This window comes from Streptomyces sp. NBC_01317 (assembly GCF_035961655.1).
GTDB lineage: Bacteria > Actinomycetota > Actinomycetes > Streptomycetales > Streptomycetaceae > Streptomyces.
In genome coordinates this window covers 1-20,296 of sequence record NZ_CP108393.1, presented here as the reverse complement: position 1 = coordinate 20,296, position 20,296 = coordinate 1, and the positions used below count along the sequence as shown (strand labels likewise).

13 protein-coding genes are annotated in these 20,296 nt (G+C 71.4%); 8 read left to right on the top strand and 5 right to left on the bottom strand.

The window, feature by feature from the left end:
• Positions 1 to 272: 272 nt before the first annotated feature.
• The 3 genes from OG349_RS00070 to OG349_RS00060 all read right to left on the bottom strand — a co-directional run bounded on the left by OG349_RS00070 (position 273) and on the right by OG349_RS00060 (position 4,184).
• Positions 273 to 920, bottom strand: coding sequence for a hypothetical protein (locus OG349_RS00070; RefSeq protein ID WP_327232567.1), 648 nt, complete (start codon positions 918 to 920; stop codon positions 273 to 275).
• Positions 921 to 1,063: 143 nt separating this feature from the next.
• Positions 1,064 to 3,337, bottom strand: coding sequence for a BTAD domain-containing putative transcriptional regulator (locus tag OG349_RS00065; RefSeq protein ID WP_327232566.1), 2,274 nt, complete (start codon positions 3,335 to 3,337; stop codon positions 1,064 to 1,066).
• Positions 3,338 to 3,386: 49 nt separating this feature from the next.
• Positions 3,387 to 4,184, bottom strand: a complete 798-nt coding sequence (locus OG349_RS00060; RefSeq protein WP_327232565.1) for a thioesterase II family protein — start codon at positions 4,182 to 4,184, stop codon at positions 3,387 to 3,389.
• A 459-nt stretch (positions 4,185 to 4,643) separates the two neighbouring features.
• Between OG349_RS00060 and OG349_RS00055 the strand changes: the two genes are divergently transcribed.
• Positions 4,644 to 7,949 carry an AfsR/SARP family transcriptional regulator gene (locus tag OG349_RS00055; RefSeq protein WP_327232564.1) on the top strand — a complete coding sequence of 1,102 codons (3,306 nt, stop codon included), beginning with the start codon at positions 4,644 to 4,646 and terminating at the stop codon, positions 7,947 to 7,949.
• A gap of 70 nt (positions 7,950 to 8,019) precedes the next feature.
• Here the strand turns inward: OG349_RS00055 and OG349_RS00050 are convergent, their stop codons facing one another.
• Positions 8,020 to 8,457 carry a winged helix-turn-helix transcriptional regulator gene (locus OG349_RS00050; protein WP_327232563.1) on the bottom strand — a complete coding sequence of 146 codons (438 nt, stop codon included), beginning with the start codon at positions 8,455 to 8,457 and terminating at the stop codon, positions 8,020 to 8,022.
• Between the two features lie 222 nt (positions 8,458 to 8,679).
• On the opposite strand from OG349_RS00050, the gene OG349_RS00045 reads away from it, so the two are divergent.
• The 6 genes from OG349_RS00045 to OG349_RS00015 all read left to right on the top strand — a co-directional run bounded on the left by OG349_RS00045 (position 8,680) and on the right by OG349_RS00015 (position 16,612).
• A complete protein-coding gene (locus OG349_RS00045; RefSeq protein WP_327238382.1) occupies positions 8,680 to 10,083 on the top strand; it encodes an MFS transporter in 1,404 nt (467 codons plus the stop codon).
• Between the two features lie 413 nt (positions 10,084 to 10,496).
• Complete coding sequence (locus tag OG349_RS00040; protein ID WP_327232562.1) at positions 10,497 to 11,675, top strand: acyl-CoA dehydrogenase family protein; 1,179 nt, start codon at positions 10,497 to 10,499, stop codon at positions 11,673 to 11,675.
• 179 nt (positions 11,676 to 11,854) lie between these two features.
• Positions 11,855 to 12,697, top strand: coding sequence for an NmrA family NAD(P)-binding protein (locus tag OG349_RS00035; RefSeq protein WP_327232561.1), 843 nt, complete (start codon positions 11,855 to 11,857; stop codon positions 12,695 to 12,697).
• Between the two features lie 245 nt (positions 12,698 to 12,942).
• Positions 12,943 to 13,437 (top strand): pyridoxamine 5'-phosphate oxidase family protein, encoded by a 495-nt coding sequence (locus tag OG349_RS00030; protein ID WP_327232560.1) that lies wholly within the window; start codon positions 12,943 to 12,945, stop codon positions 13,435 to 13,437.
• Between the two features lie 1,429 nt (positions 13,438 to 14,866).
• A complete protein-coding gene (locus OG349_RS00020; RefSeq protein ID WP_327232559.1) occupies positions 14,867 to 15,157 on the top strand; it encodes a hypothetical protein in 291 nt (96 codons plus the stop codon).
• A 1,044-nt stretch (positions 15,158 to 16,201) separates the two neighbouring features.
• Entirely contained in the window at positions 16,202 to 16,612 is a 411-nt protein-coding gene (locus OG349_RS00015) for a VOC family protein (RefSeq protein WP_327232558.1), read from the top strand.
• A 344-nt stretch (positions 16,613 to 16,956) separates the two neighbouring features.
• Here the strand turns inward: OG349_RS00015 and OG349_RS00010 are convergent, their stop codons facing one another.
• Complete coding sequence (locus OG349_RS00010) at positions 16,957 to 19,470, bottom strand: DEAD/DEAH box helicase (protein ID WP_327232557.1); 2,514 nt, start codon at positions 19,468 to 19,470, stop codon at positions 16,957 to 16,959.
• Between the two features lie 256 nt (positions 19,471 to 19,726).
• Between OG349_RS00010 and OG349_RS00005 the strand changes: the two genes are divergently transcribed.
• Complete coding sequence (locus tag OG349_RS00005; protein WP_327232556.1) at positions 19,727 to 19,987, top strand: hypothetical protein; 261 nt, start codon at positions 19,727 to 19,729, stop codon at positions 19,985 to 19,987.
• The last annotated feature ends 309 nt before the right edge of the window (positions 19,988 to 20,296 follow it).

Genomic DNA, 20,296 nt, shown 5'->3' with positions numbered 1-20,296 from the left:
TACCTCCGGTACACGCCCGGTCCTCCGCCTCGCGATCGCACGCACCGGACGCCGCGGGCCCCGCCCTGCGGGCGGACGACGCCACTTCGCGGACACCCCCAGGACATCCGCGAAGACATCCGCGAAGCGCCCTGCGGTCCGCCAGCGCCCCGCACGCGCCGCGCTGGCGGACCTGCCCCCCCCGCGTCCGCTACGGGCAGGCCCCCCGCCCCGCGACGCCCCCCCCGCGGCCCGGGGCGCGGGAGGCACCCCCCGCCCCGGACAACGCGGCCTCAGCCGGCAAGATCCGAAAGAGACGGCCCGGCCCGCACCACCCGCGCCGCCCCGGTGCCGCCCGCCCCGGTGCCGCCCGCCCCGGTGCCGCCCGCCCCGGCCGGCCCGCCGGCGCGGGCCAGTGCCCGGATCACCTCCAGGCACCGCGGCGCCTGGGGCGGCAGCGTGTGCGCCGCCGACTCGATCAGCAGGGATATCGCGACCGCGTGCTGGGAGGCCGCGCCCCGGGGGAAGGGCGGCACGTCCCCGCCCCCCGGACACGGGGTCCGGCCCGCGGCGGCCAGCACCCGCCCCGCCCACCGCGCCACCGACACCCGTGTCCCGCGGTGCGCCAGCACGCCCGGCGCGGGAACGGCCAGCAGGTTCCGCTCGAAACGGCGCAGGATCGCCCCGGAGTACTCCGCCAGCAGGGATCCGCCCGGCGCCCCCTCAGGAGCCGGGGCAGGACGGCGGACAGCGGGAGCACCCTCACCGGACACCGTGGTCCGGGACGTGACCCTCGCCCGGCGCAGCCCCTCGGTGAGGGCCACGGCGAACTCCCTGCCGACGAACACGGCGAGTGTCGCCTCGTCCTCGAAGGGCTCCTGGGCGGCCCGCGACGAGGACCCGGAGCCGGGGTGCTCGCGCTGCGTACGGCTGTTGTCCATACGAGCAGCCAACCAAGTCCCGTACACCGCGTGCCCACCTGCCGCTCTGCGCGCCGGCCGTGGAAAGACCGTGACCGGCCGGTTGCCACACCCGGCCGCCCACCCCCGCCGCGCCCGTACGGGCCCCGGCCGCGGCGGAACTCCTAGGCCTCGCCGCCGGACACCGCCTGGAGCGGCAGCCCGCCCGGCCCGGAGAGCCGGGTGAGGCTGAGCGTACTGGTGCTGCGCTGCCCCACCCCCCAGAACGGGCGCTTGCCCAGCAGCTCGGGCCGCGCGCACGCCACGATCAGCAAGGGGCAGCCCTCAGCCGTCGTGGCCAGCTCCTCCACCCAGTCCAGCACCGCGTCCGAGGCAAGATGCAGATCGTCCAGGCACAGCACCAGCGGCTGCTGCCGCGCCCGCAGGGACAGCAGCTCCGCCCAGCCGTTCATCACCGGACGGGGATGCACGCGCGACAACGGACGGTCCGGTACGACCAGGTCCCGGAGCAACCGGTCCGCCACCGGTCCGCTGCCGGCCGTCCCGTGCACCAGACGCATGAGCAGTTCGCCCTGCGAGGTGCCGGGGGGAATCGACGAGAACTCCCGCCACGCGTCCAGCAGCGCACCGGCCAGCGTGCCCGCGCCGCTCACGGGCGCCGAGGGCCGCAGCACCAGCACCCCGCCCGGACTGCGCGTGATCCGGTGCTCGAACTCCGCCAGCAGCCGGGACTTGCCCGACCCCGGCTCGCCCAGGACCGTCAGCAGACACGGCACACGATGATGCCGGGAGTGCGCCAGCAGACTGTTCAGGATGTCCAGTTCATGTTCCCGCGGGAACCCCGCACCCCCCGGCCCCCCGCCCGCGACACCGCCCGGAACCTCCGCCCCGCGCCCCTGCGGATAGACGGCGCAGGCCTCCCGCACATCGAAGACCATGCCCGCCTTCCCCCGCACCCGCACATAGCGCACCTGGCTGTCCGTGCCGACCGCCGCCTTCCGGCTCACGTACACCCTGCCCGGCGGCACGTCGGACAGCAGGCGCTGCGCCGTGTCCAGCAGCGCCCCCACCACCGAGACCCCGCCGCCGGGCGCACCGGGCACATCACGCACCAGCACCCCGCCGGTGGTGACCACCGAACGGACCGCCAGATCCGTCACGTCCCCGAACCTCTCCCGTACGGCCAGCGCCGCCCGCACCGCGTCCAGCGACGCCGCCGAAGGGTCCCCCCGCAGCCCGAACAGCGCCGCGGAGAGATGGCCCACCGACCCCACGACGGTGCCGCCGTGCTCCTCGACGCACTGCGCCACCAGGGTCACCGCCCGGTGCAGCGCGGCATTGAGCTGCTCCGCGTCCAGCGGCTGCTCCGCCGGGGTGCCGGTCTGGATCAGCAGTACGGACACCTCCTGGCGCCTGTTCGCCGGCGCGCCGCCGCCCGCCGCCCGCGCGGCCGGTGTGCCCTCCTCCTGCGCCGGGAGAGCGGGGTCCTTGCCACCGATCACCGCGACGGGCACCCCGGCCGGCACCGGCGCCGCCCCGGAGGGATCCGCCCCTGAGGGGTCCGGGACGGGCCCGGCCGCCGCGGGCCGCGGCACATCCCCCAGCGGCGCCCCCCTCATCCCTGTCACCTGCGCCACCTCCGCCGGCTCCTCGGCGGGCGCCGTCAGCGAGGGGTCGTGGTGCAGGATGTGCTGCTGGAGGGTCTGGAGGTCACGGGAGGGTTCGAGACCGTACTTCTGGACCAGTTCGAGCCGCACCCGGCTGAACACGCTCAGCGCCTCGGCCTGCCGCCCGCAGCGGTACAGCGCGAGGATCAACTGCCCGCACAGCCGCTCGCGCAGCGGCTCCGACTCCGCCAGCGAGACCAGCTCGCCCAGCACGGCGTGGTGCCGCCCGCAGGCCAGCTCCGCCTCGAAGCGGTACTCCATCGCGTCGAGCCGCAACTGCCGCAGCCGCGCCACCTCCGGCCAGTCCAGGCCCTGTTCCACCAGATCCGACAGGACAGGGCCGCGCCACTCGTCCAGCGCCTCGCGCAACAGCTCGGCCGCCAGGGCCGGTTCGCCCGCGTCCAGGAGCCTGCGGCCCTCGGCCACCCGCCGGTCGAAGCGCGAGACGTCAAGGGTGTCGGGGGCGACCTGGAGGATGTAGCCCGGGGACCGGGTGAGCAGCTCCGGGGCCGGCGCCCCCGGCACCTCCAGCAGCGAGTGCGGCCGCGACAGAGCCGCCCGCAGCCCGGACACCGCGTTCTGTATGATCTTCCTGGCCGTCACGGGGCGGCTCTCCTGGGACCACAGGGCGTCCAGCAGCTCGCTGGTGGCGACCACGTGATTGGCCCGTAAGAGTAACTTCCCCAGAACCGCACGCTGCTTGAAGCCGCCCAGAACCAGCGTACGGTCCAGGGACTGGACTTCCAGCGGACCCAGAATCTTGAATTCCACGTTTTCTCCCGCGAGTTGACCAACCGACCGTCGGTGACTGGGGCTCGCGCTACCTGCCCCCTTGCGTGACCGCGTCCCGCACACCGCGCAGCACCAGCCCGGCCACGGCGTCGAGGTTCTGGTCCAGAAAGAAGTGACCGCCCGGGAAGACCTCCAGCTCGAACCCCGCCCGGGTGAACTCCCGCCAGCGCGCCGCCTCTTCGACCGCGACGACCGGGTCCTCGCGCCCGGCCAGCACACTCACCGCGATCTCCAGCGGCGCACCACCGCCCCAGCGGTAGGAGGCGAGCGCCCGGTAGTCGGCGCGCAGCGCGGGCAGCGCCATCTCCACCAGCTCCGGGTCGGCGAGCACGGCGGCACCCGTCCCGCCCAGGGAGCGGACGGCCGCCAGGATCTCCCGGTCACCGGCCAGCACGTCGTGCCGGTCCGGGAAGGGGCCGGGCGCCCCGCGCGCCGAGAGGAACAGCCGCACCGGCAGCGGCGCCCCCGCGGCCGCCAGGGCGCGGGCGCTCTCGTAGGCGAGCAGCGCACCCATGCTGTGGCCGAAGAAGGCGTACGGGCCGCCCGGCGCCGCGCCCAGCTCCCCGGCGATCCGCCCGGCCAGCTCCACGATGCCCGCCGGCCCCGCCTCGTTCCTGCGGTCCTGGCGCCCGGGATACTGCACGGCCAGCACATCGACGCCCGGGCCGCCGGGAACACCGACCGCACCCGGGCCGCCGGCCCCGGCCGACAGCCGGCGCGCCAGAGGGACGTACACACTGGCCGAACCGCCGGCGTGCGGGAAACAGACCAGCCGCACCGCGCCGGGCCCCGCCTCCGCGAACCGCCTGAACCACTGACTGTTCATAGTGTTCTCAACTCCTGTGCGTGCGATCGGGGTTGCTCGTAGGATTCCTTGAGCGCGGGCCGGGCGCGGCGCACGGCCCCACCCGCCCACCGGCCGGCCACCCGGGCGCCCCGGCATGCCACACCCCCCGGCGGACCGGGAGAGCACACCCCCCGGCACCCGGGCACCACCACACACGCGCCGGCCACGGCGCAGGGTCTTCGGCCACCCCCGGCCCCGCTCCCCACAGGAGCGGCCGCGGCACCGGGCCGCCGGGCCGTGGCCGCGCCGGTCCCGCCCCTCGCGTCTCCCCGCACCGGACTCCCCTCTGGCGCCCTCGGTCCGGTCCCACAGTCGCGGATGGTCCTTCGGGTTTGCTTCGGGTCCGGTTCGGGGCGCCCGCCCCGTTCTCGGCCGGCCCCGGTTGGAGCCCGCTTGAGGCCTCATCACTCCGCGAGTCGATCGGGTTACTGTGTGATCATGCGATTCGGGGTGCTGGGCCCACTGGAGGTGTGGAGCGCCGAGGGGAGCCTGGTGCCGGTTCCCGAGGTGAAGGTCCGTACGCTCCTCGCGGACCTCCTCGCCCACCACGGCGAAGTCGTACCCAAAGGACGGCTCATCGAAGACCTCTGGGGCGGCTCCGCCTACACCGCCCGCCCCACCTCATCCTTACAGGCCAAAGTCTCACAACTGCGCCGGGCCCTGGAGAACGCCGAAACCGGAGCCCGCTCCCTCATCGCCCACCAGGCACCCGGATACACCATCGACATACCGGCCCAGGCACTGGACGTCGGCCGGTTCCGCGCCCTGGTCGCCGAAGCCCGCACCTGCGACGAACCCCGCGAGAAGGTCACCGTCCTGACCGAAGCCCTGTCCCTGTGGCGCGGCCCCGCCTTCGCCGACTTCGCCGACCAGCCCTTCGTACGCTCCGCCGCGGCCACCCTGGAGGAAGAACGCCTCGCCGCGGTCGAAGTCTACGCGGAAACCCGCCTGGAACTGGGCGAACACAGCGCCCTGGTCGGCGAACTCACCGCCCTGGTCGAGCGCTTCCCCCTCAGAGAAGGCCTGCGCGTCGTACAGATGCGCACCCTCTACCGGGCCGGACGCCCCTCCGAAGCACTCGACAGCTACGCCGACCTGCGCCGCCGCCTCGACGAGGAACTGGGCCTGATGCCAGGACCCGCGCTCGACGCCCTCCAACAGGCGATCCTGCGCCACGACCCCCAACTCGCCCGGCCCGACTCCCGACCCGCCCCCGCCACCGCCGCCCGCGCCCGCACCAACCTCACCGCCTCCGTCAGCACCCTGGTCGGCAGGGACGAGGCCATGGACGAGGTGCGCCGGCTCATCTCACACCGCCGCCTGGTAACCCTCACCGGCCCCGGCGGAGTCGGCAAGACCCGGCTGGCCACCGCCATCGTCGACGGCCTCACCGCCCAATTCCCCGACGGGACCTGGCTGGTGGAACTGGCCGGCGCCCGCGCCCCGGAACGCACCATCGGACCGGAACCACTCGCCGAACGGATCATGGCCGTACTGGGAATCAGGGAATCCGCCTCCGACAGCCCCGCCGCCGGAGCCACCCAGCGCCTCGCCGGCATCCTCGCCTCCCAGCGCCTCGTCCTCATCCTGGACAGCTGCGAATACGCGATCGACGACGTGGCACGCCTCGCGGGCCCCCTCCTCGACAGCGCCCCGGGCCTCCACATCCTCGCCACCAGCCAGGAACCCCTGCGCATCAGCGGCGAGACACTCTGGCCCGTGCCCTCCCTCGGCCTCCCGCCCTCCGGCGAGGAACGGTTCGAGACCGTCCTCGCCTCCAGCGCCGTACGACTGTTCGTCGAACGGGTCCGCGCCACCGACCCCGACTTCTCACCCGACGCCGCCACCGTCCGCAGGATCGCCGGGATATGCCGGCGCCTCGACGGCATCCCCCTCGCCCTCGAACTGGCCGCCACCCGCGTCCGGGCCCTGGGCGTGGACGAACTCTACGACCGGCTCGACGACCGCTTCCGCATACTCACCAGCGGATACCGCGACGCACCCCACCGCCACCGCACCCTCCAGGCCACCATCGACTGGAGCTGGAGCCTGCTGGACACCCGCGGACAGACCGTCCTGCGCAGACTCTCCGTCTTCGCCGAAGGCTGCGACCTCGAAGCGGCCGAACAAGTCTGCTCCGGCACCGGCATGACGGCCCAGGACGTGGTCGACGCACTCGCCGTGCTCGTGGACCGCTCACTGGCACTCAGGAGCGACAGCCCCGCCGGCGCACGCTACCGCCTCCTGGAATCCGTCGCCGCCTACAGCCAGCAGCGCCTCGGCGAATCCGGCGAGTCCCACGACCTGGCCGCCCGCCACCTGCGCTACTACACCGAACTGGCCGAACGCGCCCAACCCCACCTCCACGGCCGCGACCAGCGCCGCTGGCTGCGCCGCCTCGACGCGGAGGCCGCCAACTTCCAGCGCGCGCTCCAGGAAGCAAGGCGCACCGAGGACGCCCACCGCGCGCTGCGCCTGGCCAACGCGCTCAGCTGGTACCGGTTCCTGCGCGGCCGCCTCGGCGAGGCCCGCAGGGCACTGGCGACCGCGCTGGCCGTCGACAGCGAGGCCACCGGCGGCAAAGCGGTCCCCGCCGAACGGGCCGAGGCAGCCTGCTGGCACGCCGGCTTCTCCATGCTGCTGGGCGAGGGCGTCTCGGACCCCGGGCCCCCCGCCGCCCGCGGCGGCCCGGCCGGGCACGAGGTGGGACAGGTCAGGGCCGAGTGGTTCCTCGGCGCCGCCCACTGGAGCGTGGGCGTCCTGTCCGCCGGCGAGGACGGCGTACGGCGCGCCCTCCACAACTCCCGCGCCCTGCACGACAGCTGGGGCACCGCCGCGGCCCTCAGCAGCCGCGCCGCCCTGGCCCTGGCCCGCGGCGACCTCGACGCCCTGCGCGACAACGCCCTCGAAGCCCGCGCCCAGTTCACCGAACTCGGAGAACAATGGGGACAGCTGAAGGCCGCCGAAGTACTGAGCGTACTGGCCGAGATCAACGGCAACTACGAACAGGCCGAACAACTCCACCGCGAAGGCCTGCGCATCGCCGAGGCCCTCGAACTGTGGCCCGAGGTCTCCCGCCAGCTCTCCGGACTCGGCCGCATCGCCATCCTCGAATGGCGCTACCGCGAGGCCGAGGACTTCCACACCCGCGCCCAGCGCCTCGCCGTCGAGCAGGGCAACCGGCCCGCCGAGCAGTTCGCCGCCCTCGGCCTGGCCCTCGGCGCCCGGCGCGAGGGCAACCTGGACGTCGCCGAGGCCCGGCTGCGCCCCTGGCTCACCTGGAACCGCAGCCGCTACGACGCCCCGGGCCTGGCCCTCGTACTGGCCGAACTGGGCTTCATCGCGGAGCAACGCGTGGACGCCGCACAAGCCCTGACACTGCATCAGGACGGCCTGGCCACCGCCACGGCCACCGGCGACCCCCGCGCCGTGGCCCTGGCACTCGAAGGCCTCGCCGGCGCCCACTCCCTGGCCGGCCGGTGGGAAAGGGCGGCCAGACTCCTGGGCACGGCCGCCGCCACCAGACGGCGCACAGGCGCACCCCAGCCGCCCGCCGAACAGGCCGATGTGGAGCGCATCGCGGCGCGCCTGCGCAACGTGCTCGGCGAGGAGGCGTACGCCGTGCAGTTCTCGGTGGGGGAGCGGACGGACCATGTGACCCAGGCCGCCGCCGAGATGGAACGCTCCCCCTCTCCCAAGCCCCCTGACACCACACCGGCCGGCCGGCCCCCGGACACCCGGTAACCCCCCCCGGGGCGGTCACCGGCCGGCAACCACCCGGTAACCGCCCACCGGACAGCGGGTGTTCAAGCGGTCAGGATGCCCGGGACTCGAGCTTCGCACGCTGGTCGTACTCACCGCGGGCGACCGCGATCTCGTGCTGGTGCGCCTCCGTCCACGCCACCAGGGCCTGGATGGTGTCGTGGAGCGTCGCCCCCAGAGGAGTGAGTTCGTAGTCCACCCGGGGAGGCACCACGGGGTGTACGGTCCGGCGGACGAGCCCGTCCCGTTCGAGCTGACGCAGTGTCACCGTCAGCATCCGCTGGCTGATCCCCTCGATCCTGCGGCGCAGTTCCGTGAAGCGCAGGGTCCGCCGTTCCAGCAGTGCTATGACCAGCAGCGACCACTTGTCGGCGACGCGGTCGAGGATCTGCCGTACCTCGCAGCCCTCCCGCGTGTCCCACTGGAGGATGTCGTAGTCCCCATCGGTACCCGTGCAGTGCGTCGGTGACTTTAAAGTGCCTTCTTCCATGGCCAGTCAGCTTGCCGGATGATTCCGGGAGTTACAAGTGGGAACCGGCGGGCTCTCCCGTAACCGGACTCCGTGGCCGGGGAACCGCACACCGCCTCCCCCGGGCGCTCCACCTGCGCCGGACAAGAGCGCGGGCGAATTCCCTTTCCTCATTCCTGCGTGCTTTCAAGGAGACTTCCTGTGTCCACAGTGCAAAACCCGTCGGGCAGCGGCACCGACCGCATGAGCGGGCGCGCCTGGGGCGTGCTGTTCGTGCTGTGCGGCGCGATCTTCCTGGAGGGCATCGACGTAGCGATGCTCAATGTGGCGCTTCCCTCGATCCGTGAGGACCTGGGCCTGTCCACCGGCACGCTCCAGTGGGTCATGAGTGCCTACGTGCTCGGCTACGGCGGCTTCATGCTGCTCGGCGGCCGGGCCGCCGACCTGTTCGGGCGCCGCCAGATGTTCATCTTCTGGCTGGTGCTGTTCCTGCTCTTCTCCGGCCTCGGCGGCCTGGCCACCGAGGGCTGGATGCTGATCACCGCCCGGTTCGTCACCGGTGTCGCGGCGGCCTTCATGACCCCGGCCGGCCTGTCGATCATCACCACCAGCTTCGAGGAGGGCCCCAAGCGCAACAAGGCGCTGCTCGTCTACTCGGGCACCGCCGCCGGCGGTTTCTCCATCGGCCTGGTCGTCGGCGGCCTCCTCGCCGCGGTCAACTGGCGGTGGGTGTTCTTCGCCCCGGTGATCCTCTCCTTCCTGATCCTGGTCACCGCCATCGCCCTCATCCCCAAGTCGGCCCGCCCCCGGCGCGACGGCCAGCCCGTCGACCTGGCCGGCGCCATCACCGTCACCGGCGCGATCCTGCTGCTCGTGTACTCCGTCGAGCGCGCCACCCACGTGGCGGCCCCCTGGACCGTGGGCACGGTCGCCGCCAGCCTGGCGCTGTTCCTCGCCTTCACCGCCATCGAGCGCAAGTCGGCCTCACCGCTGGTGCGGCTCGGGATCTTCCGCAACTCCGCGCTCGTACGCTCCAACATCGCCGGACTCCTCTTCGCGGCCGGGTTCTTCGGCTTCCAGTTCATCGTCGTCCTCTACCTCCAGGAACTGCGCGACTGGTCGACCCTCCAGACCAGCTTCGCGATGATCGTGATCGGGATCGACGCGGTCCTCTCGCCGACACTGACGCCCAAGCTGGTCGAGAAGTTCGGCAACGCCCGGGTGATCTTCGGCGGCCTGGTCCTGGCCTCGCTGTCGTACGCCCTGTTCCTGCCGGTCCAGGCGGACTGGACGTACGCGATGATGTTCCCGAGCCTGATTATCCTCGGTCTCGCCTTCTCCCTGGCGTACGGCCCGCTCACCATCGTCGCCACCGAGGGCATCGAGGAGGAGGAACAGGGCGTCGCCGGCGGCCTGCTCTACACCTCCTTCCAGTTCGGAGCGGCCCTGGGGCTCTCCTCGGTGGCCGCGGTCAACATCGCCGCCACCGACGGATCCTCGCCCGCCGCCCAGCTCGACGGTTACCAGGCCGCCCTGGTCGTCCCCCTGGTCGCGGCCCTGCTGGCCACGGTGCTCAGCGCCTTCGGCCTGCGCAAGCGCTCCGGCGCCGCCGACGAGCCCCTCCCGCAGGCCGCCTCCGTCTCGTAACACCGCCCCCACCCCCCGGACGGGCCGCCCCCAAACGGCCCCCCCCAGCGCGACGCCCTGGCCGCGATTCCCCCGCCGGCCAGGGCGCCGCCTTTTCTCATGCCCGGCCCCGCCGCGAAGCCCGCCGGGGCCCGCTCCCATTGACGCTTGAGGTGAGACGCATTGGGCGGGGATTGGCGAATGACTTACTGATTACCGGTACGAGACCGCCCTTCCGGGAGAATGCTCGGTGCGTGCCGCAATCGAGGTCGATTGCTCTCGGTTGCTTTTGCCCAAGTTGCGTTGCGGTCCGAACCGCGCGGCGCGTATTGACCCGTTCGCATAAACGGGTCCGGTGACCCGCCGCCCGGCGGCGGCCCCCGGACCCGGCCTCCCACCTCCCCCGGGTGGGACGAGACTGCTCAGGAGGCAGAATGACTACGACGGACAGCGCCGTCGCCGCGGTTCTCGACGAGGTCACCGGTCTGGCCGCGACGCTTCGGGAGAGCGGTCCCGAAGCCGAGGAACGCCGTTGGATCCCGGAAGCCAACATCGAACTGCTCGACAAGGCCGGCGTGTTCCGCCTGTCGGTGCCCCGCCGCTTCGGCGGACTCGAGGCACCGCTCGCCGACCAGGTCAGGATCCTCACCGAGATATCCCGCGCCGACACGGCCACCGGCTGGGTGGCGATGATCTGGGTGTCCAGCTCATGGGTTCCCAGCCAGTTCTCCGACCAGGCGCAGGAGGAGGTCTACGCGAGCGGCTCCGCCCGCGTCTCCACCGGCTTCGCCCCCTCGGGCACCCTCACCCCCGCCGAGGGCGGCTACACCCTCAGCGGATCCTGGAAATGGATCTCCGGCTCCCGCGGCGCCAACTGGGCGCTCCTGTCGGCCCTGCTCACCGGACCGGACGGGACCCCCGCCCCCTACGCGGCCCTCGTGCCGTTCTCCGAACTGAGCATCGCCGACGACTGGCACGCCTCCTCCGCGGCCGGCACCGGCAGCTCCACCGTCACCGCCGACAACGTGACCGTGCCCGCCCACCGGGTGGCCTTCCTGATCGACGTGCTCTCGGGCGCCACGGGCGACCGCTCCAACACCGGTGCCACCGGCCGCAATTACCCGTTCATTCCCTTCTTCATGGCCCAGGGCGCCTCGGCGTACATCGGGATCGCCAAGGGCGCCTACGACCTGTTCCTGGACCGGCTGCCGGGCCGCGGCATCACGTACACCTCGTGGACCGACCAGAGCCAGTCACCGGTGACGCAGATCCAGGTCGCCACGGCCGCCAACAAGCTCGCGGCCGCCGAGGGCCTCCAGGAGGGCTGGCTGAGCCTGATCCAGAAGCACGCCGACGCCGGCACCCAGCCCTCCGTCGAGGAACGGGCCGCGGTACGCGGCAGGGCGGCGTACGCGATCCAGCTCGCCAAGGAGGCCGTGGACGAGCTCTTCGAGGCCAGCGGCGCCTCGGTCATCATGCGCGACGTGCCCTTCCAGCGCTTCCACCGCGACATCCGGGGGCTCGCGCTGCACGCGCTGTTCGCGTTCAACACCAACCAGGAAGTACACGGGCGCTCGATCCTCGGCCTCGCCCCCGACACCCCCTTCCTGTGAGCCGCTGAGCCGCGCCCCGGGGGGCCGGCTCAGGCCGGACACGCCGTCCGGGCCGCCCGCCGCACCGGCGGGCGGCCCGGACGGCCACCCTGTCATGCCCACGCCACACCGATCGATCCCCGTGCCCTTGCGCGCCGGCGACCCCTCGCGCATCCACGGTGGGGAAGGACTCCGCTGCTATGACCGACAAGACCGTTCTCGTCCTGGGAGGGACCGGCAAGACCGGCCGCCGCCTGGTGAGCCGGCTCACCCAGCGCGGCGCGCGCGTCCGCGCCGCGAGCAGATCCGGCGACGTGCGTTTCGACTGGGACGACCGCAACACCTGGGAACCCGCCCTCCAGGGCGCCGACGCCGCCTACATCGTCGACATGCAGGACAAGCCCGGCACCTGGGACGCGGAGACCCACATCCGTGAACTCGCCGAACTCGCCGTGGAGTCCAAGGTCCGCCGCCTGGTGCTGCTCCAGGCGCGCGTGACCGACCCGGTGGGCGGCAAGTCCCTGATCGCCGGCGAAAAGGCGGTCAAGGAGTCCGGCGCGGAGTGGACCGTACTGCGCCCCAACTGGTTCCACCAGAACTTCGACGAGGGTGTCCTGCTGGACGGCGTCAAGGACGGCGAACTGCGGCTTCCCGCAGGCGACGGCCTGGAACCCTTCGTGGACGCCGACGACGTGGCCGCGGTCGCCGCCGCCGCGCTCCTGGACGACGGGCACACCGGCCACACCTACGAACTGAGCGGTCCGCGCGCGATCAGCCTCGGCGAGGCGACCGACACGATCAGCGCCGCCGTCGGCCGCACCGTCCGCTACGTCCACGTCGACCACCAGGACTACGTCGACGAACTCGTCCAGTACGAGGTCCCCGCCGACTACGCCCTCTTCGTCGCCGACCTCGTCGCGCAGATCCGCGACAACAAGAACTCCGTCCCCACCGACACCGTGCGCCGCGTCCTTGGCCGCGAACCGCGCGACTTCACCGACTTCGTGGCGGACGCGGCGGCCCGCGGGGCATGGAACCTCTGAGCCCGTCCCGCACACGAAACGCGAACGAGAGATGCCTTGCGACAGGTACGGCAAGGCATCTCTCACCCCTGACGTATCCCCGGCGGTCCCGCACTCCCGCACAGTTCCGCACGGTATCGCGTAAGTGAGTGGGTGACTTTGAAGTGCCCTCTTCCAGGGGCCTTGTGGCCGATGCATGCTGGTTTCGTGTGACCTTCCACGGACCACCTTTCAGATCAGGTTAATTGCCAGGGACAGGAGCCCGCATGGCCGACAAGGTCGACTCGTTTTCCGAGCTCGCGGACAAATTCTTCGAATACATCCAAGACATTCGCTACTGCACGATGATTACGGTGGACAAGAAGTCCCGCCCGCGCGCCCGGGTACTCCTGCCGATCTGGGAGACCGTGGACGGCAGACCGGTCGGCTGGCTCGCCGCGTACAAGACCCCGGTGAAGGTCGCCCACCTCGCCAACAACCCCCACACCACCTACGCGTACTGGAGCCCGCGCCAGAACGCCGTCTACGTCGACAGCGTCTCCACCTGGGCCGAGGACATGGAGACCAAGACCTACGCCTGGGAGCTGTACCAGAAGGGCAGCCCGCCCGGAGTGGGCTACGACCCCTACAACTTCTGGCGCGGCGGTCCCGCCGACCCGAAGTACCACGTCCTGCGCATCGACCCCTGGCGCGTACAGGTACTACGGGGCACCGACCTGAGCAGCCGCATCTGGACAAAACCCGAGGACGACAAGAACTGACCACCCGCCCACCCGCGACTTCCGCGTTCCGGCGGGTGGCGACGAGGCCTCTGATCCGCGGTCGCCGGGAGCCCCGCTGATAAAGGTGGAGCACCTCACGCACCGGTGCGTGTCCGTGCTGCTCAGGGGCTTGCTGCCTGGCCCGGACCGGCGGTCGCCCGCGGGCGGGGCCCTGAAGGAGGCCGTCCGCCGGCCGCCGAGGCCGCGAGGACGGAACGGGAACGTCGCGCACGAAGCGGAACGGCCCATAGCCCCTGGCAGCCGCGCGCAGGATACGGATCCGGTTCTCGACGCCGGTGGGGCCGATGCCGTCCAGCCGGAACCGGACAGGGGACCTCGCAGATCCAGGCCGGCGGCCGGCAGGACCACCGTGACGCCGGGCACCGGTGAGAAAGTGAGCACGGCCTCGGTCACGGCCGGCGCGTGAGCGGCCCGCCCGCGCACGGCAGCCGGATCGGCCACACATCTCGGGCCACCCGGCAACGAGTCGCACATCTTCCCCAACCGCTCGCCGTACGGCCGCGCTGGTCCTCGCCGCCGGCGCCATGGTCGGGGTCGCGGCCCTGCCGGCGCTCCCTGAGCGCAGAGTGGGTCGAGGTCACCAACACCACCCGCCGTACGGTCAACCTGGACGGCTGGACCCTGTCCCACAGCGACGGCAACAGCTACCGCTTCGACGACCTGCGCCTGGCCGGAACGCTCCAGCGTCCGCGTCCACACCGGCGTCGGCAACGACACCCGCACCGACGTCTACCAGGGCGGCCGCTCCTGCATCTGGTCCAACCCCGCCGACACCGCGACTTTGCGCAACGACCGCGGCCGCACCGTCGACTCCGAGTCCTGGGGCCGCGGCAACCACCGCTGACCCACAACCCGCAGCAGACCGACGTACCCCCGGCGTGGCCGCGCCGGGTGTACGCCCGCGTTCCCGGAAAAGAGCGTCTGACCGCAGCTCGCCGAGATGCGGGCGGACACGGACAAGGTGACGGGGCTGGGTGTACAACGCGGACCCTGACGACCCGGATCCGCGACCGCGGCAGGCACGCGTACCGGGAGCTGGCAGTCGTCGCGTTGAACCGGACGCCACCGGCGCGGCCCTGAGGCGCAGGGGGTTCTCCTGCGGCTTCAGTTGACGCGCCCGGAGATCATCATCGTCCGAGCCAACTCCGCCCTGGGCTTTGAGAGGGCTCCGGCTTCTGGCCGTCCTCTTCGGCGAGGCGTGCGCAGAGGCCACCGTCCGGCAGGCTGCCACCAGCCATGCCACCGCAGGCACCGCAGGCACCCCGGGTACGGCGACGAGTCCGGGCGCTCGGTCAGGACTGAGCGGAGCCGCATTCCGTATGATGCTGGGTTTCTGGCGCAGGCGGGACTCATGGCCCGGGCCGGGCCTCCGGGCTCGGGCCGGCCCATGCATCGCGAGGAGAGAACAATGAACCGGATCAAACGGATATTCTTCGCACTTGACCGACGCTTCGCCGGGCACCTGCCCCCGTCCGAAGGCCGCAAGCGCGCCGTTCGGCATCCGCTGCCCTTCGGTTTCGTCGGTGCCGTGTTCTTCGGCGGGCAGCCCACGTGGGTGATGGGGCGGATCGAGCTCTCGATCGTGCTGTACGCGCTGGTCATGGGCGTGCTCGTCAGCCTTGGCGTCATCCTTGAGCGCAAGCGGATGATCCACTACGGCTTTCTGCCCCGGCCGGACCGGCCCGCTACGCGCCGCTAGCATGCCGCGCCTCACGGCCCGCCCCATCGACACCTACGAGTTGACCCATCAGGGGAGCTGACCGGAAGCGCAGGACAAGATCCTCGGTCTGATGGACGAGCACCATCGTAGGAACGTAGGAACGCATTCCTGACGCTGATCGCCAACGATGCGTGACCGGTGAGGGCAACACCTTTTCCCAGGTGTCGTGGTGCAGTGCGACGGCGGGAGGTGTTCCATCGGCAGCGGCAACACCTTCTGCCCCTCGACGCTGGTGATCGCCGCGAACGGCGGGCGGATCGACAGCGGGGACGAGTGTCCCCCGGCCCCGGCGGTGTCCAGATCAAGGCCAACCAGCCCGGCTCCGTACGGTCGGTCGGCAGCTGGCCGGAGGCGGCGACTTCACTGGCAGCGACCCCGACCACCGCGGCGCCGTACTCAAGGGCGCGGGCCTCGCGCGCGGGACCCGGCTCGAGGCCGACGACGTCGTGAACGGCCTCGGCGACTTTGCCGCGGCGACCGTCAAGCGCCAGCTCGCCCATCACCCGCGGAGCAAGTGATGAGCCGGACGCCAACCCACCGGGTTCGCGGAGTCGGGCTCGGGATCGGACTGACCGGTATCGGTCGGTCGTGGCCCGGCCCGGAGGCCGCCGCATGAACATCCGCTTTTTTGATACGGCCGCCGCCTACGGCAGGAGCGGGGGAGGTGCTCGGCGAGTAACCAGGGCAACCTGGCCACCGCCCGACGCGAGGAACTGGTGATCTCGACCGTCCACGACCTGCCCGAGGTGTCCGCGAAGAAGAAGACAACCAGGTCCCGCGGCAAGAGCGCCTGAGCGCCCGCGCGGGAATGCCGGCAGACATTGATGAACAGACGGTGCGCCGGGCGTACGGCGCGGCCCTCGACGACCTAAGTCCGCGGTCGTACGGGCTCCGGGCCGAAAGGCACGACCCGCGACCGATGCGGCAAGTACGCCTCGTACCTACGCTGACCGAAACGGTCCGCCACGGAAATGCCGTGACCCTTGGCTCGCCACCAAACATGCCGTTTCGAAGGAGAAGCCCGTGCCCGCCGACGGTCAGAGCCACATCCGCGTCGCCCGTCCGTCGCGCAACCTCGTCGCGGCGGAGGAATTCTGGGTCCGGGGTCTGGGGCTGAGCGTGCTCTACCGGGCCGAGGGCGGCGACGCGCCCGGAGAGCACGACCTGCTGATGGTCGGCTGGCCCGACGCCTCCTGGCACCTCGAACTCGTCCACGAGATGGCCGGGTTCGCCGAGCCGCAGCCCACTGTGGAAGACCTGCTCGTGATCTACCTCGACGAGCAGGTACCCGAAGAACTGGTAACCCGCCTCGGGACACACGGCGGCAGGTGTGTCCCGTCCCCCAATCCGTACTGGAACACGTGGGGCATCACCGTCGAGGACCCGGACGGATACCGCCTCGTGCTCTGCACACGCGCGTGGTCCAACGCCTGAGCCACACCCAGCTAGTCCGTCCCGCGCTCGCCGACCACGTGCGACCACCGAACCCCTTGGTACGCCGACGCGCAGAAAAAAAGACCAGTACCAATGGTTCGAGACCGCCTTTACGGATACCCCGCTGCGCCCCACTGCGGGCACCATGGATCCCTTCGTCTCACGCACCCCAATAGCATGCCCGAGCGTGATCCAGAAGGCTCTTGGAGGCGATGACCACACAGTGTCCTCCCCGCGATCCGGTCCGAGCGCGGGGTGACGCGGACCCGTACGCCGCAGCTGGCCTTGATCCGCCTCAGGTGACCCTTGGGGCGTAAGCGGGTGGGGACACGACGAGGAGGCCCTCATGTCCAGCGCATGCCGATCTTGGAGAGTTGCTCTGCCCGCTCCGGCGTCAGCGTGGCGGCCCGGCTCCGCTGGTTGCTGATCCAGGAGCCGAGCCGGAGCTCCCGCTCCTCCTGCCCCTCGCCGGCGACGGTCCGTTCGACGTGCTTGCGGGGGACGTGGAGGTGCCCTTCGCGCGCGTGGTACTGCTTGGCGGCCTGGTAGTGCGCTGCCCATTTGTCGGCCTGCGTGCGGCGCGGCTTCGGCTTCTCCTCCTCGGCTGCGGGTTCGATGCCGAGGACCTGTTCGCACATCCACTGTTGTACGGCCGTGAGGTGGTCCCACCCGAGCCGTACGGAGGTCACCCACCGCCCGAGGTCCTCACCCTGGCGTACGGTCTCGCCCACTCTGGTGGGCAGCGCTCCACCGGCGTCCAGGTGCATGCGGACGAGGCGGAAGCACCTCTGCCATGCTACCGGCCAGCCGGGGCACCAGGAGGCGTCGATCTCTTCCAGCTGCTCGCGCCGTTCGGCGGTCATGGCGCCGGCCGACGATTCCACCGGCAGGCCTTCGGCGCGCCGCCGTTCGTTCTCGTCAGCCTTCCGGGCGGCGGCCCGCGCGTTCTTCAACCAGATGCCGACCGCCGCGCCCTGGTAGGTGGCGTCCAGCGGCGCCAGAAGATGCCCTGCCTCGGCGGCCCACCCCTGAGCGGCGGCCAGGCCCTCTTCCCAGGCGACGTCGAAGTGGGACCAGATCATGCCCAGTTTCTCCAGCTGGGTGACGCGGTCCTCGTCCATCTTGCCGCGGGCGTAGAACCTCCGGGCGTCGGCGATCCACTGGCCCAGCGGGAACTCAGCGAGCGACGCCGGCCACCCTTCGGCTTCCTCCTCCTGGCCGTTGCCGCCGGGTACCCGGTACGTGAACGGCACCCTCAGGTCGCCGTGCTCTCGCACGTAGATGACAGCGGCCTCCACACCGCGCCGCCAGTGCTCGCGTTCCGGGTCGACAACCCGGAGGTTGATGAACGCGGCGAGCACGGCGGGGTCGCGCGGGGTGGAGAATTTCAACAACCTCCGGGCCGGCGCCGACGGGCCGGAGGCCTCGTTCCCTTCACCCCGGCCCTCCTGGCCCCGCGCGGCCTTCTGGACAGGCTTGTAGGCGCTCGGGGCCTGCTGCTCCGCCAGCTGCTCCACGATCCGGGCGTCGTGCGCCCGCAGCGCTTCCAGCAGCTTGGCGAGTCCGCCGTACGCCCGGGAGGTCAGCATGTTGTCGGCGGTCTCGCCGGGCCCGAGGAGTACGGGCACGACCAGGTTGGCCACTTTGCCCTCTCCGGGCTGCATGCGCAGTGCCCTGCCGACGGCCTGGACGAGGTCGGGCATGGAGCCGCGGACATCCGCCCAGTACACGGCGTCGCAGTTCTTGGTGTCGACGCCCTCGCCCAACACCTTCACCGAGGACAGGAAGCCCTTCTCCACGACGATGCCGTCGGTGGCGATCCCGGCGGCGAACTCGCCGAGGACCTGACGGCGGTGGAGCGGCTTGTGGTCGCCGCACAGCCAGTCCGCCCAGACTGTCTCCGGGTACAGCTCCGGGTCGCCGGCGTGCAGCTGCGAGGCCACGTCGGGGAGGCCGGCCGCGAACGCTTCGGCTTCCCTGACGACGTGGTGGAAGACCAGCGTGCGACGGAAGCTCTCCTCGGCCGACGCTTTCACCAGTGCGGTCTGGAGGGCGGCGAGCCGCGCCCCGCGCACCTCTGCCGACCGGCCTTCGGCGCCCAGGAGCTGCGCGGCCTGGAGCTGCGTGTCACTGATGTCCACGCACACAACCTGGTACGGCGCACAGATTCCCCGGTCGATGGCCTCGGAGAGCGTCAGGGTGAAGCAGCGGCTGCCGAACGGCCCGCCGGGGTCGTCGTCCATGCTCGCCACCAGCTCACCGGGTACGCCGGCCTCGTCCTCATCTCCGAGCTGCCAGAGCCTGGGCGTGGCCGTCATGTACAGACGACGCAAAGACGGGACTTTCTGGTTGTCGTGCACGACCGCCCACGGCTTCCCGATCCGCCCCGAGGTCCGGTGCGCCTCGTCGATGACGATGAGGTCCCAGCCGGGAAGGCCGGCGGCGTGCGCGCGCTCCAGCGTGCCGAGCCCGAGGCTGGCGTACGTGGCGTACACCGTCACCTTGTCTAGGCCCCGCGTCCACTCCACCAGCTCGTCCACGTCCGTGGTGTTGGGGAACGATGCCTCCTCGCCCCGCAGCGAGGACACCCCGATCATCGGCCCCCGGCGGCCGCCCTCACGCCACGCGGCCTCGGTCTGGGCGAGCAGGTCCAGCGAGGGTACGAGCACGAGCACCCGGCCCGCGCGGAGTTCCTCCGCGCTGCGGGCTGCCACGAGTGTCTTCCCTGACCCGGTCGCCATGATCACCTGTGTGCGCAGGCCCCGGTCAGGAACCCGTGATCTTGCAGGGATTTCGAGTGCCCTCCGCACTCTGTCGACCGCTTCACGCTGATGAGACCTCAGCTCTTTGTCCGTCACTCCCACTTCCTTCTAGCAATCACGCTCACAAGTCACCTCGAACATGCCTGGAGACAAGGGCATTTACGAGCTTAAGGGCCACGCATCGTGCCCGGCGGACCACGTGGGTTGAAGACGAGCGAACGAGTCCTTTCCCTCATCAGGCGTCCGCCTCTCAGTCCAGAGTCTATCCCAGATAGAGTTTGAAGCAGACGTCTCGCGCGAGCCCCGGGTGCGACACGGTTTCGAACCTCTTCCCGGGGGCAATCGGCCTGGCATGGAAATTAACGAAGGTGCCGAAGAAGTGATCGCAACCCAGGGGGATGAGCATCATGTCGTCCTCAGCGCCGACACCAACGGTGATGGAAAGCCCGATGTCTGGATGACAGACACGACTGGCGACGGCAAGGCCGACCTCTACCAGTTCGACACCACCGGTGACGGGAAGATCGACGTGACGGTGGTGGAAGGAGCCGAGGAGCCCGGCACCGACCGGCTTGTGGTTGAGGGCGATGGTGGCCACCCGCAACAAGTGTGAACCCCCACACAGCTACGACCAAGCCCCCCACATCTCCTTGCTGCCGGGCCGTCAGGCCCGAGGGGTGCGCCACGCTCCGCGTGGCGCACCAGCTGCTCGCAGCGCACTAGGGGGCTGGAGCGCAGCGGAAGCCTCCGGGCCGGCCTCCCGCTCGGGCCCGCAACGCGGGCCGTTACCTCTGCGGTTGGTCCTGCAGCGAAGCGGAAGGACCTGGCGAGCGAGCGGAGCGAGTCGCCTCCGCTCACGCGGAGCGTGAGCGGCCCGGGAGCGCCGCGACCTGGTTCGTTTTCTTCGGGCGCAGCCCGAAGG

What these genes read in the sequence shown, in the direction of transcription:
- OG349_RS00020 (WP_327232559.1), top strand. Translation starts at nt 14,867, where the DNA reads ATGAACCGGATCAAACGGATATTCTTCGCACTTGACCGACGCTTCGCC.
- OG349_RS00005 (WP_327232556.1), top strand. Translation starts at nt 19,727, where the DNA reads ATGGAAATTAACGAAGGTGCCGAAGAAGTGATCGCAACCCAGGGGGAT.
- OG349_RS00050 (WP_327232563.1), bottom strand. Translation starts at nt 8,457, where the DNA reads ATGGAAGAAGGCACTTTAAAGTCACCGACGCACTGCACGGGTACCGAT.
- OG349_RS00060 (WP_327232565.1), bottom strand. Translation starts at nt 4,184, where the DNA reads ATGAACAGTCAGTGGTTCAGGCGGTTCGCGGAGGCGGGGCCCGGCGCG.
- OG349_RS00070 (WP_327232567.1), bottom strand. Translation starts at nt 920, where the DNA reads ATGGACAACAGCCGTACGCAGCGCGAGCACCCCGGCTCCGGGTCCTCG.
- OG349_RS00040 (WP_327232562.1), top strand. Translation starts at nt 10,497, where the DNA reads ATGACTACGACGGACAGCGCCGTCGCCGCGGTTCTCGACGAGGTCACC.
- OG349_RS00045 (WP_327238382.1), top strand. Translation starts at nt 8,680, where the DNA reads ATGAGCGGGCGCGCCTGGGGCGTGCTGTTCGTGCTGTGCGGCGCGATC.
- OG349_RS00035 (WP_327232561.1), top strand. Translation starts at nt 11,855, where the DNA reads ATGACCGACAAGACCGTTCTCGTCCTGGGAGGGACCGGCAAGACCGGC.
- OG349_RS00055 (WP_327232564.1), top strand. Translation starts at nt 4,644, where the DNA reads ATGCGATTCGGGGTGCTGGGCCCACTGGAGGTGTGGAGCGCCGAGGGG.
- OG349_RS00030 (WP_327232560.1), top strand. Translation starts at nt 12,943, where the DNA reads ATGGCCGACAAGGTCGACTCGTTTTCCGAGCTCGCGGACAAATTCTTC.